At 73.6% G+C, this 15,461-nt stretch carries 12 protein-coding genes; 3 read left to right on the forward strand and 9 right to left on the reverse strand.

Translation table 11 applies throughout. The features are described from left to right. On the reverse strand, positions 1–1,611 hold a 1,611-nt coding region (locus tag WD794_09765; protein ID MEX2290598.1), incomplete at its 3' end, for an ATP-dependent helicase. Positions 1,612–1,704: 93 nt separating this feature from the next. Next, entirely contained in the window at positions 1,705–2,055 is a 351-nt protein-coding gene (locus WD794_09770) for an MGMT family protein (GenBank protein MEX2290599.1), read from the reverse strand. Between the two features lie 72 nt (positions 2,056–2,127). Here WD794_09770 and WD794_09775 point away from each other — a divergent pair, with 72 nt between their 5' ends. Beyond that, entirely contained in the window at positions 2,128–2,601 is a 474-nt protein-coding gene (locus WD794_09775; GenBank protein ID MEX2290600.1) for an ATP-binding protein, read from the forward strand. After that, on the forward strand, positions 2,598–4,136 hold the full coding sequence (gene kaiC, locus WD794_09780) for a circadian clock protein KaiC (protein ID MEX2290601.1): 1,539 nt from the start codon (positions 2,598–2,600) through the stop codon (positions 4,134–4,136). Before WD794_09775 ends, kaiC begins: the two co-directional genes overlap by 4 nt. 108 nt (positions 4,137–4,244) lie before the next feature. Here the strand turns inward: kaiC and moeZ are convergent, their stop codons facing one another. Next, on the reverse strand, positions 4,245–5,435 hold the full coding sequence (gene moeZ, locus WD794_09785) for an adenylyltransferase/sulfurtransferase MoeZ (GenBank protein ID MEX2290602.1): 1,191 nt from the start codon (positions 5,433–5,435) through the stop codon (positions 4,245–4,247). Between the two features lie 1,136 nt (positions 5,436–6,571). Between moeZ and WD794_09790 the strand changes: the two genes are divergently transcribed. Next, positions 6,572–6,742, forward strand: a complete 171-nt coding sequence (locus WD794_09790; GenBank protein ID MEX2290603.1) for a CsbD family protein — start codon at positions 6,572–6,574, stop codon at positions 6,740–6,742. 86 nt (positions 6,743–6,828) lie between these two features. Here the strand turns inward: WD794_09790 and WD794_09795 are convergent, their stop codons facing one another. The 6 genes from WD794_09795 to WD794_09820 form a co-directional block, all read right to left on the reverse strand. Beyond that, positions 6,829–9,219 carry a hypothetical protein gene (locus WD794_09795; GenBank protein MEX2290604.1) on the reverse strand — a complete coding sequence of 797 codons (2,391 nt, stop codon included), beginning with the start codon at positions 9,217–9,219 and terminating at the stop codon, positions 6,829–6,831. Positions 9,220–9,349: 130 nt separating this feature from the next. Further along, a complete protein-coding gene (locus WD794_09800) occupies positions 9,350–9,982 on the reverse strand; it encodes a Type 1 glutamine amidotransferase-like domain-containing protein (GenBank protein MEX2290605.1) in 633 nt (210 codons plus the stop codon). A 48-nt stretch (positions 9,983–10,030) separates the two neighbouring features. Beyond that, entirely contained in the window at positions 10,031–12,595 is a 2,565-nt protein-coding gene (locus tag WD794_09805; protein ID MEX2290606.1) for a SpoIIE family protein phosphatase, read from the reverse strand. Positions 12,596–12,657: 62 nt separating this feature from the next. Continuing rightward, positions 12,658–13,599 (reverse strand): Ku protein, encoded by a 942-nt coding sequence (locus WD794_09810; protein ID MEX2290607.1) that lies wholly within the window; start codon positions 13,597–13,599, stop codon positions 12,658–12,660. Between the two features lie 118 nt (positions 13,600–13,717). Beyond that, the gene (locus tag WD794_09815) at positions 13,718–14,566 is read right to left on the reverse strand and encodes a hypothetical protein (GenBank protein ID MEX2290608.1); all 849 of its coding nucleotides are present in this window, start codon (positions 14,564–14,566) and stop codon (positions 13,718–13,720) included. Next, a complete protein-coding gene (locus WD794_09820; GenBank protein MEX2290609.1) occupies positions 14,563–15,330 on the reverse strand; it encodes a CDP-alcohol phosphatidyltransferase family protein in 768 nt (255 codons plus the stop codon). The genes WD794_09815 and WD794_09820 overlap by 4 nt, the downstream gene beginning before the upstream one ends. Between the last annotated feature and the right edge of the window lie 131 nt (positions 15,331–15,461).

Here is a 15,461-nt window from a genome sequence, read left to right on the forward strand (position 1 = left end):
CGCCGCGAGGCGCTCCACCGGGCGGGCCACCGGCGGGTCGACGGGGAGCAGCAGCCGCGGATCGGCCAGCGCCGCCCGGATCAGCTCGGCGGAGGGCGCCGGCAGCCGGCTGGGCACCTGGCCGGTGTCCGCCGCCTCGCCGGCCGCCGCCCGGTCGACCGCCCGCAGCTCCCGGCCGAGCCGGCGCAGCAGCGCGGGGTCGGCGCCGCCGAGCGGGCTGAGCAACAGCGCGCGCGCCCGCTCGGTCGTCAGCTCCGCCGGGTCACCGGCGACGCGCAGGGCCAGGAGCAGCGGCGCGACGGCCGGCTCGCGGGACAGCGGCAGCTCGTCGCCGGCCACGTCGAGCGGCACACCGGCCGCGGTCAGGACGCGGCGCAGCAGGGGGACCGACCGGGCTCCGGAGCGGACCAGGACCGCCATCCGCGACCACGGGGTGCCGCGCTCGAGGTGCTCGCGGCGCAGCAGCTCCGCGATCGCGTCGGCCTCCGCGCCGACCGAGGGGTAGGTGTGCGCCTCGACCAGCCCGGGCGGCGCCCCCGCCGCCGGCTGCAGGTCGCGGTGGGCGCGGATCCGGTCGGCGGCCAGCCCCGGCGCCGGGATCCGCCGGGCCACCAGCCGGGACGCCTCCAGCAGTGCCGGGCCGGACCGGCGGCAGGTGCGCAGCGCCACGACCGGCGCGGAAGCGCCGTCGGCGGCCCGGAAGCGGGAGGGGAAGTCGAGCAGCCCGCGCACCTCGGCGCCACGGAAGGCGTAGATGGACTGGTCGGGGTCGCCGACGGCGACGAGGTCGCGGCCGCCGCCGGCCAGCGCCTGCAGCAGCCGCTCCTGGGCAGGGTCGGTGTCCTGGTACTCGTCGACGAAGACCGCGCCGTAGCGCGCCCGCAGCACCGGCCCGTGCTCGGGATCCTCCGCGATCAGCACCGCGCGGGAGACCAGCTCGGCGTAGTCGACGGCGCCCCGGGCGTCGAGCACGTCGAGGTACTCGCCGAAGAAGCCGGCCAGCGCGGCCCAGTCGGCCCGGCCCTCGCGCGCAGCCAGCGCCGCGAGGTCGGCCGGCTCCAGCCCCACCTCACGGGCCCGGGACAGCAGCGCGCGCACCTCCTCGGCGAGCCCCCGGGTGGCCAGGCAGGCCCGCAGCGTCGGCGGCCATTCCCGGCCCAGCTCGACCGACCCGCGCAGCAGCTCGCGCAGCGCGACGTCCTGCTCGGCGCCGGACAGCAGCCGCAGCGGCTCGGCCCAGAGCTCGACCGGCGCGTGCTCGCGCACCATGGCATAGCAGAAGGCGTGGAAGGTCCAGGCGGCCGGACCGGCGCTCGGTGCACCGAGCCGGGTGGTGATCCGCTCGCGCAGCTCCTGCGCCGCCTTGCGGCTGAAGGTCAGCACCAGCACCTGCTCGGGCGCCAGCCCTGCCTCCACCCGGCGGGCGACGGCCTCGACCATCGTCGTCGTCTTGCCGGTGCCGGGGCCGGCCAGGACCAGCAGCGGCCCGCCCCGATGCGCCAGCACCTCGGCCTGCTGCGGGTCCGGCACGAGCCGGCGCGCCGCGGACGGCGGCGTGCGGACCAGCCGGTAGGGCGCCGGCGTGGGGGCGGATCGGACGGAGCGGCTCACGGGGAGCCACTCCACCACGCAGATCCGACAGTTCCCCGGCGGCCCGGCTGCTCCACGACCTCCCCGACCGGCCACCGGCCGGCCACCGGCCGGCTACCGGCCGTTCCAGCGGGCCGCCGCCAGGTCGACCCGCTCGCCCACCAGCGGACAGCCCTCGGTCGTGAGCAGCCGCAGCGCCTCCTGCAGGTACGGCTCGGCCGGCCGGCCGGACGCCTGCACCACCCGCTGCCACGGCACCTCGCGGCCGTGGTCGCTCAGCACCGCCCCGACCGTACGCGGCGATCCCCGGCCCATCAGCTCCGCGACGTCCCCGTACGTCAGGACCTTGCCGGCCGGGATGCGGTCCACCACGTCGAGGACCGTTCGGGCGTACGGGGTGGGAGGTGCCCCTGCGCGGGCGCGGACGGCCAGACCGGCGGAGGAGCTGGCCACGGGGCGCTTCACGAAGCCCAGTGTGGGGCACGAACCCACCTGACGCGGTCGCACCGGACCAGCCGCCACGAGGACCGGGAGAGCATGAGCTGTCAGCACGTGCTCCGCGAGGCGCTGCCCCCCGGCGACTCGCTGCGGACGTGCCACCACCTGCACCTGGACCCGCTGCCCCAGTTGGTCACCGAGGCCCGCTCCTTCGTACGGGAGCACGCTCCGCCGCTGCCCGAGGAGACGGCCCACGTCCTCCTGCTGCTCACCAGCGAGCTGGTGACCAACGCCGTGCTGCACGCCCGTACCGCCATCGAGGTGGGGATCGCCATCGCCGAACATTCAGTCGTCGTGACCGTCCACGACCAGGACCTCCCCGCCCGCCAGTGGCCGTACGACGGGCGCGAGGGCGGCTGGGGCCTCGGCCTGGTCGCCGCGCTCGCGCCCTCCTCCGCGATGTCACCGCACCCCGGTGGCGGCAAGACGGCCTGGTTCCTGCTCCCGCGCGGTGAGCTGGCGGTCGGCGAGGCCGGGTCGGCGGCCCGCCCCGGCCAGGGAGGGTCAGGGTGAACGGCGCCGGCAGCGCGCGCAGAGCCGGGTTGCTGCATCTGGGCCGCGACGGCCACGAGTCCGGTGCGTCGGTGCCGAAGCTGGCGACCGGCATCCCCGGCTTCGACCACGTCGCCATGGGCGGCATCCCGCGCGGCCGCGCGACGGTGCTGGTCGGCCGGGCCGGCAGCGCCAAGACGGTGTTCGCCGGGCACTTCCTGGCCGAAGGTGTCCGGGCCGGGCAGGCGGGCGTGTTCGTCACCTTCGAGGAGCCGGCTCCGGATTTGCGGACGAACCTGGGGACCCTCGGGTTCGACGTGCCGGCGTGGGAGGCGGCCGGCCAGTGGCGCTTCGTCGACGCCTCGCCGGTCCTTCGGCCCTCGGGCGAGGTGGCGCCGTACAACCTGGAGACGCTGGCGGCGCAGGTCGGGCACGCGGTGGACGGCACCGGCGCCGAACGGCTGGTCCTGGACGGCCTCACCGTGATGCTCTCCCTGGCCGAGGATCCAGTCGTCGTCAGACAGCGGCTGCGGTCGCTCATCCGGACCCTGCGGGGCATGGGCCTCACCATCGTGCTGACCGTCGAGGCGCCGGACGACCGGGACGGGACCATGTCCCGCTACGGCATCGAGGAGTTCGTCGCCGACACCGTCGTGCTGCTGCGCAACGTGCGCGAGGGGACGTTCCGCCGGCGCACGGTCGAGGTGCTGAAGATGCGCGGCGCGATGCACCACAAGGGCGCCGTGGCGTGCACCATCGTTCCCGGCCGGGGGCTGGTCGTCCTGCCGGTCCGGGAGCCGGAGCAGGCAACGCTGCTCGACGAGCGGCTGAGCACCGGCAGTTCCGAGTTCGACGCCATGACCGGCGGGGGGCTCTTCCAGAGCTCCAGCACGCTGGTGTCCGGCCCGACCGGCACCGGCAAGACGCTGCTGGCCACCGCGTTCCTCGACGCCGGCGCCGCTCTGGGTGAGCGGGTGGTGCTGTTCGCCTACGAGGAGACGCGCGAGCAGATCCTGCGCAACGCCCGCGGCTGGGGCCACGACCTCGAGCGACACGAGCAGGCGGGGCACCTGCTCATCGTCCCGCTCTACCCCGAGGTCGCGTCACTGGACGACCACCTGGTCGAGATCAGGGCCGTGGTGGACCGCTTCTCGCCCTCCCGGATCGCCGTCGACAGCCTGTCGGCGCTCGAGCGGCTCGGGTCGCCGGAGTCCTACCGCGAGTTCGTCATCGGCCTCACGTCCTACGCCAAGGAGACCGGCGTCACGACGCTGGTCACCTCCTCGGCAGCCGACCTGCTGGGCGGCGGCAGGTCGGCCACCGACAGCTACGTCTCAGGAGTCATCGACACGATCGTGCTGCTGCGCTACGTCGAGGTGGACGGCTCGATCCGGCGCGTGCTGACGGCGCTCAAGATGCGCGGCAGCCGGCACGACTCGGCCGTCCGGGAGTTCACCATCGACAGCACCGGCCTGGTTGTGGGTGAGCGGTTCACCGACGGCGCCGGTGGCTCCGGTGGCTCCGGGGTGCTCGGCCGGACCCCCGGCGCGTACTGATCCCGGGCTGCGGTGGGTCTGGCCGAACTTTCGCGGGTCCACAGCACCGGAGTGCTGTGGACCCGCCCCGCGAAGGTCGAGCATCCACGTCGGCCCGTACGAGAGCCCTTAGTACGTGGGCAGACTCGGGTCGACCTGGGCTGCCCACGCGAGCACGCCCCCCTGGACGTGCACGCTGTTGGTGAGGCCGGCCGCCTTCAGGGAGGCGAGCGCCTCGGCGGAGCGCACGCCGCTCTTGCAGTGCAGGACGATCTGCTTGTCCTGCGGCAGTTGGGACAGCGCCGAGCCGCTGAGGATGTCGCCCTTCGGGATGAGCACCGATCCCGGGATCCGGACGATCTCGTACTCCGCGGGCTCACGCACGTCGACCAGCACGAAGTCCTCGCCGGCGTCCATCTTCGCCTTGAGCTCGGTCGCCAGAATGGTGCTGCCGGTGGCCGCCTCCTGTGCTTCCTCGGACACGGCGCCGCAGAAGGCCTCGTAGTCGATGAGGCCCGTGATGGTGGGGTTCTTGCCGCACAGCGGGCACTCCGGGTCCTTGCGGACCTTGATCTTGCGGTACTCCATCTCGAGCGCGTCGTAGACCATCAGCGAGCCCACCAGCGGCTCGCCGACGCCCATCAGCAGCTTGATCGCCTCGTTGGTCTGGATGGAGCCGATGCTGGCGCAGAGCACGCCGAGCACCCCGCCTTCGGCGCAGCTCGGCACCATGCCGGGGGGCGGCGGCTCCGGGTAGAGGCACCGGTAGCAGGGGGCGTTGCCGCCGGGGGCAGTCGGCCAGAAGACCGAGGCCTGACCGTCGAAGCGGTAGATCGAGCCCCAGACGTAGGGCTTGTCGAGGAAGAACGCCGCGTCGTTGACCATGTAGCGGGTCGCGAAGTTGTCCGTACCGTCGACGATGAGGTCGTACTGCGCGAAGATCTCCATCACGTTCGTGGAGTCCAGCCGCTCCTGGTGGAGCACCACCTCGATGAGCGGGTTGATCTCCTGCACCGAGGCCTTGGCGCTCTCCGCCTTGGACCTGCCGATGTCGCTCTGGCCGTGGATGACCTGGCGCTGCAGGTTGCTCTCGTCGACGACGTCGAAGTCGACGATGCCGAGCGTGCCGACGCCCGCGGCGGCGAGGTACATCAGCGTGGGGCTACCCAGCCCTCCGGCGCCGACGGCGAGGACCCTGGCGTTCTTCAGTCGCTTCTGCCCGTCCATCGCGACGTCGGGAATGATCAGGTGGCGGCTGTAGCGCATGACCTCTTGGCGGGTCAGCTCGGCGGCCGGCTCGACCAGCGGCGGCAGCGACACGGGGACTCCTTCAGGCTGACGGCAGTTCTTCTGTTGAGAACAAGAGTGCCAGGGTGCAGCAGATTCCCTCGCCCGTCAGGCCGGTCGGTTCGCGGCAACGTGCGCTCCTCGCCCAGAGGAGGTGTAGGCGTGGCGATCACCGAGCCGGTTACGTGGTGGCGATCACCGACTGATTACGTGGTGGCGATCACCGACTGATTACGTGGTGGCGATCACCGACTGATTACGTGGTGGCGATCACCTTCCCGGCCACGTGAGCGCAGGTTCCCGCTGATCGAGCAGGTTCCCGCAGATCGAGCAGGTCGATGACGACCACACCCCCGTGGAGATCACCGCCCCGCGCGTAGTGCGGTCCTGATCTCCCGCGCATCGACATGTGCCGCACAGCGGGGTGTACACCACAGGTCAAGTTTTCTCGATTCTTGACCTGTGGTGCACACCCCCCGACAGCACACACCTCTCCGGAACGGCAGCCGGGACCACGACCACGACCCCGCAGCCACCGCCGCTGAACGGCGAGAAGTCGATGGCACCCGGGCGCCCAGAGCATCGCTTCGGGACCGCTGCGAAGGGGCACGTGTCCGGCATCGACCGGACCTGCACACGCAGCCCAAGATCTTCGGAACATCCACAGGATCCTGGCCCTGTGGATGTTTCGAAGATCTTGGTCTCGTGCCGGCCTGAGCCCTGACACGACACCCGCGCCGGTAGCCGCGGTCCCGTTGCCCGACGTGCTGCAACATTCCAGACTTGCCAGCAGCGACCACCTGCCGCTCGGCCGGATCCTCGGGCCGGATCCTCGGCCGGCTCCTGGTGCCACACCCGTGCATCGATCAGGCGCTGCTGGCACCGAGAACGCCCGGGCAGCGGGCGCGGCGGATTGATCTTGGCGTGGTCACGCCGCCCAGCTAGGCGGGCACGCCCGCAGTCGTGGGGCCCACCGGTTCCGACCTGACTGCAGAAGGACCCCGTGCAGCCGGCATCGGCCAGCGCGTCCGGCAACAGGTCATCGCCCATCTGGGCGGGCACCGCGAGGACTCCGGTCGTCGGCCGCCGGTTGCCCATCCATCCGCCGTTCGACGTGTTCCCGAACGCCGCACCGGGCACAGGAGGTGACGAGGAAGAGGAGGCTCACCATGAGCGGACCGGACAAACTGAAGAACAAGGCACAGGAAGTCACCGGCCAGGGCAAGGAGCACCTCGGCAGGGCCAGCGGGGACGAGCAGCTCGAGGCAGAGGGCAACAAGGACCAGGCAGCCGGCAATCTCAAGCAGGCGGGCGAGAAGGTCAAGGACGTCTTCAGGTAGTCCCCGCCAGAGGATGTCTTCAGGTAGTCCTCGACGAACACGATGGCCGGGCCCGCGGGGCCCGGCCATCGTCATGCGTGCCGGGATCAGCCGCCCGGACGCCACCACGGTCGCCGCGGCGGCCCGTCGTCCTCGTCGTCCCAGTCTTCCGCGGGTGCGGATGCGGGTGCGGGTGCGGGTGCGGGTGCGGGTGCGGGCGGCGCCTCATACCGCGGCGCCTCGTATGCCGGCGCCTCATACCGCGGCGCCTCGTATGCCGGCGCCTCATACCGCGGCGCCTCGTATGCCGGCACCGGAGCGACGGGGCCGGGTCGTGCCGGCGCCGGCAGCAGCTCGTCGATGTCGGCCGTGGGCTCGCCGACTGACTCGCCGGCTGAGCTGCGCGGCATCGAAAACGTCGTGAAGCCAGGCGGTGCAGGCCTGGTCGGGGGACCGGCGGGTGGCGGCGGGGCCTGCGAGCTGTCGATGCCAGGGTGCAGCGGACCGGCGTCCTCGGGCCGGCCGTCCCTCTCGTGCGGCTCCTCCACCGCCTCGACCGGCGCGTCCGTCACCGGGTCACTCGGCGTGTCCACGACGTCGGGCACCGCGTCGGTCTGTGCCGGCGCGACGGCGTCCTGCTCGCCCTCATCCGCGCGGTCCGGCTCGGGCGCGCGGGCATGCTTCGGCGCGTGGGCCGGCTCGGGCGCCGACTCGACGGCGTCGTCGAACATCGCGTCGAGCGTCGGGTACAGCCCCGGCCCGCGTGCCTGCTCAGGTGCGTCGGTTGCCGGATCGTCCCCGGCGTCGTCCCCCGCGTCGGCGACCTCGGGCGTGCCGGGCTCCGCGGGTACGTCGACGGGGGCATCCGGAACCGCCCGCGTTGCCGGATCACCGTCGGCCACCTCCTCCGCCGGATCACCGTCGGCCACCTCCTCCGCCGGATCACCGTCGGCCGCCGACTCCGGACCGGCGGTATCCGGACCTCCCGGAGGCCCCTCCGGACCGGCGGTGTCAGGACCGGCGGCGTCCGGAGCGGCGACGTCCGGCGGCGCGACCGGGGGCACGGCCGCCGCACCGGAGACGGCCGGCTCGACCTCCAGGAGCCCCGCCACCGCGCCGCCGCCCCCGCGGTTGCCACGGCGGCGGCGCAGCAACGCCTCGGCGAGGGCCAACACGGCTTCGTCGACGTGCGCGCTGATCCGGCGCTCGGTGTCGGCGTTGACGGCGCGGACCTTCTCGGTCAGGCCGTTCTGCACGCTGCTCGTGACGCTGCCGGACACGCGTTCCACGAGGGTGGTCGCCACGCGGGTGAGCACCACGTCGGCGACGCGGGGCGCGAGCTCGTCGACCAGGCGGTCGGTGACCTGCTGGCTGACGGCGGTCGCGATCGCCTCGCTGGTCGGTCCGCCCAGTCCCGACACCCGGCGAGCCAGCTCCTCCAGGTCCTCGCGCATGGTCGCGACGCCCGCCACCAGCGAGGGCAGCGGCGAGTCGTCCTGAAGCGCCGTGAGGCCGGCCCGCAGCGCGGCGACCTCAAATCGTACGGCGGGCAGCTCGTCGACCCGGGCGACGACGCGGCCCAGGTCGCTGGCGACAGCGGGCAGCTCACTGGCCGCGCTCCCGACGTCGGCCAGTTGGCCGGCGACGGCGTCGAGCCGCTGCTCGAGCCCGCCCAGCCGAGTGTCCAGACCGGTGAGTCGCTCGACCACGGGACCGGCGGCGGCAAGCTCGTCCAGCCGCGACAGCAGCGGCGCCAGGGCGCGATGGAGACCCTCCTGGGTGAGCGTCGGCCGCTGAGCCAGCTCCTCCAGACGATCCATCCGCGCGGTGACCGCGGCGACCACCGAGTCGCGGGTACGGGTGAGGTCCCCGCCGAGCGAGTCCATCCGGCTACCGAGCGCGGCCACGTCAGGGAGCAGCGCCTCGACGGCACCGGTCCGGGCGGTGAGCTCGGCCAGGCCGTTCCGCACCTCAGCCAGTGGCGCCAGCCGGTCGTGCAGACCGGACACCTCCCGGTGGACCGACGTGAACGCGTCGGGGAGGCCGCCGATCGCGCTGACGGCGTCGCTCAGCCGGTCGAGGGCCTCGCTCTGGCCGGCCAGTTCGGCCGCCAGCCCGCTCACCCGAACGGCCACCGCCTCGGCGCCGGAGCCGCTGGTGCTGACCATCTCTGCGGTCGAGGCAGCCTGGTCGTCGACCCGGCGCCCCAGCGTGTCCAGCCGCTCACCGAGCCCGGCGGTCGCCATCCGCAGCTCGGTGAACAGCAGGGAAAGGTCGCCGCCGAGGCTGTCCAGCCGGGCGGCGGAGGCGGTGCCGTGCAGCTGCTCGGCGAGATCCCCCACCAGCGAACGCAGATCGGCAAGCACGGCCGACACCTGGCGCTGCTCGGTGAGCTGGTCCTCGGCGGCGCGTGACAGCAGCGCCTGCATCCGCTCCGACATCGGCCCGCCCAGGCTGCTCGGGAGCTGGGTGGGGTCCCGGGGATCGTTCTGGGTCACGGCTGGCTGTCCTCCTGGGCTGGGTGCGCGTGGTGCGGACGCGGCGCGATTGTCCCACTCCTGCCCACCGACCGGAGCCGTCGCCCCGGCGGTCTGGCAACTGTTCCGGGCGACACCGTCACACCGAACGCTACGGGACCCTCCACGTGCCCGCGACCGGCAGCTCCCGGCCTTCGGTGACCAGGGCCGTCGCGGACCGGCCGACCGCAGTGAGCGAGTGGTCCTCGACGACGATCCCCGATTGCTCCGGCAGCCCGACGACCTGCACGCCGGACGGCACGGTCTGCTCGATGGCCCGCAGCCACTCGCCCCGGCTGGAGCCGCCGCTCCAGTGCGGGAGCACGACCAGGCCGGGAACGACGCCCAGCCCGCGCACCACGGCCGGACCGTGCGGGCCGCGTCGGTCCGGGAGGACGGTCCACTCGCACAGCACCATCGCTCCGGCGCTCGAGCCCACGACGACGACTCCGTCCGCCAGGAGTTCGGCGACCAGCACGCCGACCGCAGTGGTCTGCAGGGCCTCCAGCAATCGCGCCGGCGAGCCGCCCGGCAGGACCAGCAGCCGGGCCGTCCGCAGCGCCACCAGCGCACGGTCGGGGTCCTCGCGGACGTCCGGCGCGACGACGGCCTGCGCAGCTCCGAGCGCCCGGAAGTGGCGCACGCCGTTCTCCCCCGCGGTGCGGTACTCCCGCCCCGGTGCGCCGGCGAGGGCCGTGACGACGACCTTCCCGCCGGCTGCCCGGCGCAGCAGGTCGGTGTCCATGGACCGGCAGCCCGGTCCGAACTCGGCGCCCCCCTGCAGGCAGAGCACTCAGTCGTCCGGCAGGTGCGACAGGACCAGCAGCGCGACGTCGTCCGCTGCACCCTCGCTACGACCGAGCGACTCGAGCAGGTGGTCCGCGACCGCTTCCGGCGGCAGCCTCAGGTCCTCCAGCGCCCGCCGCAGCGCCTCGAGGCCGGTGTCGAGGCCCTGGCCGCGCTGCTCGACCAGACCGTCGGTGTAGAGCACGAGCGTCGCGCCCGGCGGCACGTCGAGCACCACCTCCTCGTACGAACCGGGCAGCGTGCCGATCGGCGGGCCGGGCACGACGGCGACGTAGGACGGCGGCCGGTCCAGGGGCGCGAGCAGCGGCGGCGGGTGACCGGCGGAGGCGACGGTCAGCGTGCGGCGGGTGGGCGAGTAGGCGGCGACCAGCAGCGTCGCCAGCTCCAGGTCGAGCAGGACATCGCAGTTCGCCGCCAGCCGGCCGAGCAGCCCCCCAGGACCGTGACCCTCCAGCGCGAGCGTCGCCACGATGGCCCGGAGCTGCCCCATCCGGGCCGCGCTGCGCATGCCGTGCCCCATCACGTCACCCATGCACAGGACGAGCTCGTCCCCCACGACGACACCCTGGTACCAGTCACCCCCGACGAACGCTCCCGTCGCGCCGGGCCGGTAGCGGACGGCGATGTCGATGCCCGGAAGCTGCGGGACGGCGCCCGGCAGCAGGCTGCGCTGCAGCGTCAAGCCGGTGCGCAACTCCGCGCCGTACAGCAGGGCGTTGTCGAGCGCGACGGCGGCCCGGGCGGCCAGGTCGCTGAGCAGCGCGTGGTCGACCGGTCCGCTCGGCGGTTCCCCGACGACCACCGCTCCGAGCCGGCGTCCGCGGCTGATCAGCGGCACCGTCAACGCCCGGCCCACCCCCAGGTCCCGCAGCGCATCCAGCAGGCCGGGGTCGGAGGTCACGGCGGCCAGGACCTCCTCCGGAACCTCGGGCAGCCACTCCGCACGGCCCGTCCGCACGACCGCTCCGAGACCGACCGGGTCGCCGGTGCTGAGCGGCAGCGCCCGCACCAGACGGTCCAGGGCGGCCCGGTGCTGGGTACGTGCGTGCGCCACGTGCACGACGTGCACCGCGTCGTCGTCGGGCAGCTCGCGCTGCAGCAGGGCGCCGGCCGCCTCGGGAGCGAGCCCGACCACGAGGAAGTCCCCGAGGGTCGGGAGCACCGCCTCCGCGAGTCGCTGCAGCACCTGGGCCGGCTCCAGCGACTGCGCGAGACGGTGCGAGGCGTCAGCCAGCAGCGAGAGCCGGGCGTTGGCGACCTCCGCGGCGGCGGAGGCCCGCTCGCGCTCGACGATCGCCTGCTCGCGCTCCTCGTCCGCCTGACGGCGGGCACTGACCTCGCGGAAGTAGACCGACAGGCCGTCCGGCGTCGGCCAGGCGCGCACCTCGAACCACGCCGACAGCGGGGGGTAGTAGCTCTCGAAGGAGACCGGCTCCCCGGTCTCGACGGCGAGCCCGTAGTGCTCCTGGAAGACCGACCCGGCGGCTTCCGGGAAGGCCTCCCAGACGTTCTGGCCGAGCAGCTCGGCGGCGGTGCGGCCGAGCAGCTTCTCCGCCTCGGGATTGACGAAGGTGAAGCACCACTGCGGGTCCAGGGAGAAGAAGGCGTCGCTCATCGTCTCGAGCAGACGGGCCAGCTTGTTGCGTGCCTCGCGCAACTCGGTCGAGTCGTAGGCGACACCGAGGACCCGGACCGGGCGCCCGTCGCTGCCCGGCAGGACCCGGCCGCGCGCCTCGACCCAGCGCACCCCGTCGGCGCGGACGATGCGGTACTCCAGCGACAGGTCCCCGACCGACTCGATGGCCTGCTCGAGTGCCTCGTTCACCCGGGCCCGGTCGTCCGGGTGGACCCGCTCGCTGAAGTCCGCCAGCCGGCCGCCGAAGGACTCGCTGTCGTAGCCGAACAGCCGCACCAGCCGGCTGTCCCAGTGCAGCTCGTCGGAGCGCAGGTCCCAGTCGAAGCTGCCCGTGTCGGCGGCCCCCAGCGCCAGGTCGAGCTGGGCGGCCTTGGTCGCCATCTCCAGGCTGACGGCGTGCAGCTCGAGCTCGGCGCTGGCGCTGGCGGCCAGCTCGGCGAGCACCCCCACGTCGCGCGGCGACCACGTCCGGGGACGCTCGTCGTACACGCACATGGCCCCGAGGACGAGCCCCGTCGACGTCAGCATCGGCACACCGAGATAGGCCCGGACACCCCCGCTGGTCACCGGCGGCAGGTCGCGCACCCGCGGGTCCTCCCGCGTGTCCGACACGGAGAACGGCGCACCCAGGCTGACGGTGACGGTGCACAGACTGTCGGCGAGCCGCCCCCTCCGCTGGTCGGCGCTGACGTCGGCGGTGACCCCGCTGCCGAACAGGCTGGCGATCACCTGCTCCTCGGCGAGCAGCGACACCTGCGCCCACGGGCTGTCCAGCAGGTCGGCGGCCAGCCGGGTGAGCCGGTCGAGCCCGCTGGCGGTGGTCCCACCCTGCAGCACCCGGTGGACGGCGGCAAGGCGCACCGGATCACCGAGCAGGTCGGCACCGAGGGAGTGCTCGTCGGGAAGGGCGGTCATCGGGTCCTCGCTGGAGGGGACCCCGACCCTACCGACGGGGAGCGGCGGCGCTCGCCGGCCGGTCAGGCGGTCTTGCGCGGGGCCTTCTTCGGGGCGGCCTTGGCCGGCTGCTTCGTCGCTGCCTCGGCCTTGACCGGCTGCTTCGCCCCTGCCTTGGCCTTGGTCGGCTGCTTCGCCGCTGCCTTGGCCTTGGCCGGCTGCTCGGCCTCGGCCGGCGCAACCTGCGGTCGGCCCTTCTTGGCCGCCTCCACACTGGCCCGCAGCGCCGCCATGAGATCGACCACGGTGCCCGACGTCGGCTGTGCATCGGTCGGCTGGACGATTTCGCGGCCCTCGACCTTGGCCTCGATGACCGCCTGCAGGGCCTCCCGGTAGCTGTCCGTGTACTGCCCCGGCTCGAAGGTGCCGGACAGCGCGTCGATCAGGCTGCCCGCCATCGCCAGCTCCTGCGGGCGCACCTCGACCTGCTCGTCCAGGAAGGCGAAGTCCGGCGTGCGGACCTCGTCCGGCCAGAGCATCGTCTCGAGCACGAACACGCCGTTGCGTACGCGCAGCGCGGCCAGCGACTCGCGGTTGCGCAGCGCGACCTTGACCACGGCGACCTTCCCGGACTGCTCCAGCGCGTCGCGCAGCAGGACGTACGGCTTGGTGCCGGCCTTGTCGGGCTCGAGGTAGTAGCTCTTTTCGAAGAAGATCGGGTCGAGCTCGTCGAGCGGCACGAACGCCAGCACGTCGATCGCCCGGTGGGTGGACAGCGGCAGGTCCTTGAAGTCCTCATCGGTCAGCACGACGGTCTCACCGCTGGACAGTTCGTAGCCCTTGGCGATGTCGCCGTAGGTCACCTCCTCGCCGTCGGCCGCCGCCACCCGCTTGTACTTGATGCGGCTGCCGTCGCTGCGCCGGACCTGGTGGAAGGTCACGTCCTTCTGCTCGGTGGCGCTGTAGAGCTTCACCGGGATCGTCACCAGCCCGAAGCTGATGGCGCCCTTCCAGATCGACCTCACGCCGCCCCCCTACCCGAGCGCGGTCCGCTCCACCCGCACCCGACGATCTTGTCGCTGATGTCCTGGCGTACGCCGGTGCGGGCCACCCTACGCCCAAGATCACCGAGGCAGCAGGGCATCACCGAGGCAGCAGGGCCGGCGCGGCTGCCGGCAGGCCGGGCTCGTAGCGGCCGAGGGCGAGCGCGCCCAGCAGCGCGAGCGCGAAGCCGACGGCGGCCACCGGGACGAAGCCCGGGCGGATGTCGTCGCCCAGCAGCAGCCCGGCGACCGCCGGCACGACCGTCTGGGTGACCACCATCGCGGCGGTGGCCGTGGTGACCGATCCCCGCTGCATGGCGGCGGAGTAGACGAAAAAGGCGGAGCCGCCCGCCGCCACCAGCACGGCCGCCGTGGGCGAGGTGAGCAGCGCGAGGCCCCGCTCCGGGAGCAGTCTCGCGGCGATGGCCACCACGCCGAAGCCGACACCCGCGAGCAGCCCGAGCAGCAGGGTGGCCACCTGCGCCGGGAGCCGGCGCACCGCGGTGGCCACCAGGAGCACGGCGACCACGACGGCGAGCAGCACCGCCGGCGTCCCGGGGCCGGCGGGCTCCGCCCGGTGCGCCGCGGCGGACGTGCCGAGCAGGACCAGGCCCAGCACCACCAGGCCGACGGCCGCACGCTGCCGGGGACCCAGGTGCGAGCCGAAGACCGGCACCGACAGCAGGGCGGTGACCGCGACGCTGCCGGCGATGACCGCCTGCACGAGGAACAGCGGCAGCGCCTGCAGAGCGACGACGTGCAGCCCGAAGCCGGTCAGGTTGAGCAGCAGCGCGACGAGGAAGGCGGGCTGGCGCAGCAGCCGGATCAGCAGCCGTGGATCCAGCACGCCCACGTCGCCGGCCCGGGCGGTGGCCAGACCCTGCAGCACCGCCGCGATGCCGAACAGTGTCATGGCCCCGAGCGCGCTCAGGGTGGCGAGCAGTGTCACGTTCGCGACCTCGTCCGACCCCGGAACCGGCCGGGGGCAGCGGGAGAGACGCGCCGGTCCACCCGTCGCCGGCGCTCCAGGTACAGGCTGAGCCCGCCGTAGTACGCGACGTAGGCCAGCGACGCCGCCAAGACCGCCGGGTGCGGTGCCGGCAGCTGCGCCACGACGACCGCGTAGAGCACCAGCCAGGCCGCCGTGAGCACCAGGGTCGGCAGCCGGAGCACCGTCATCCGCGACGGGTAGAGGTAGCCGACCGGCACGAGCACGAGCAGCGCGCAGACGACGATCAGGCCGGAGGTGGCGCCGGGCGAAAGGTCCAGGGCGATCGCGTAGAACGCGACGACGTTCCAGTAACTCGGGAAGCCCAGGAAGAAGTGGTCGTCGGTCTTGGCGTCCACCCGGCAGAACTGGTAGCTCGAGGCCAGCAGCGGGACGGCCGCCACGAGCGTCCCCGCCGCCCCCTGCGGGAGATGCCCGGTCTGCAGCAGCAGCACGACCGGCGCGAAGACGTAGGTCAGGTAGTCGACGATGTTGTCGAGCAGCGCCCCGTCGAACTCCGGCAGCCGCCCCTTGACGTCGAACCGGCGGGCGAGCATGCCGTCGGTCCCGTCGATGACGAGCGCGGCCAGCCCCAGCCACAGCGCCCTGGCGATGTCACCCTCGACGGCGGCCAGCACGATCAGCAGGGCCAGCACCGCGCCGGTGGCGGTGTAGCCGTGCACCAGCCAGCCGCGCACCTTCGGCCACGGCCAGCGGGCTGTCATCGTCTCGGCACGGGTCCTTCGGGGCGGGCGCGGCAGCGCGACCGGCGGCTCCGCCGGGTGCCACCACTGTGCCCCAGCCGCGGTTGCCCCAGACCGCGCGCGGGCCGGTCGCTGCCGGGTAAACACGCAGG

The sequence above is a fragment of the Mycobacteriales bacterium genome, assembly GCA_040902655.1.
GTDB lineage: Bacteria > Actinomycetota > Actinomycetes > Mycobacteriales > SCTD01 > SCTD01.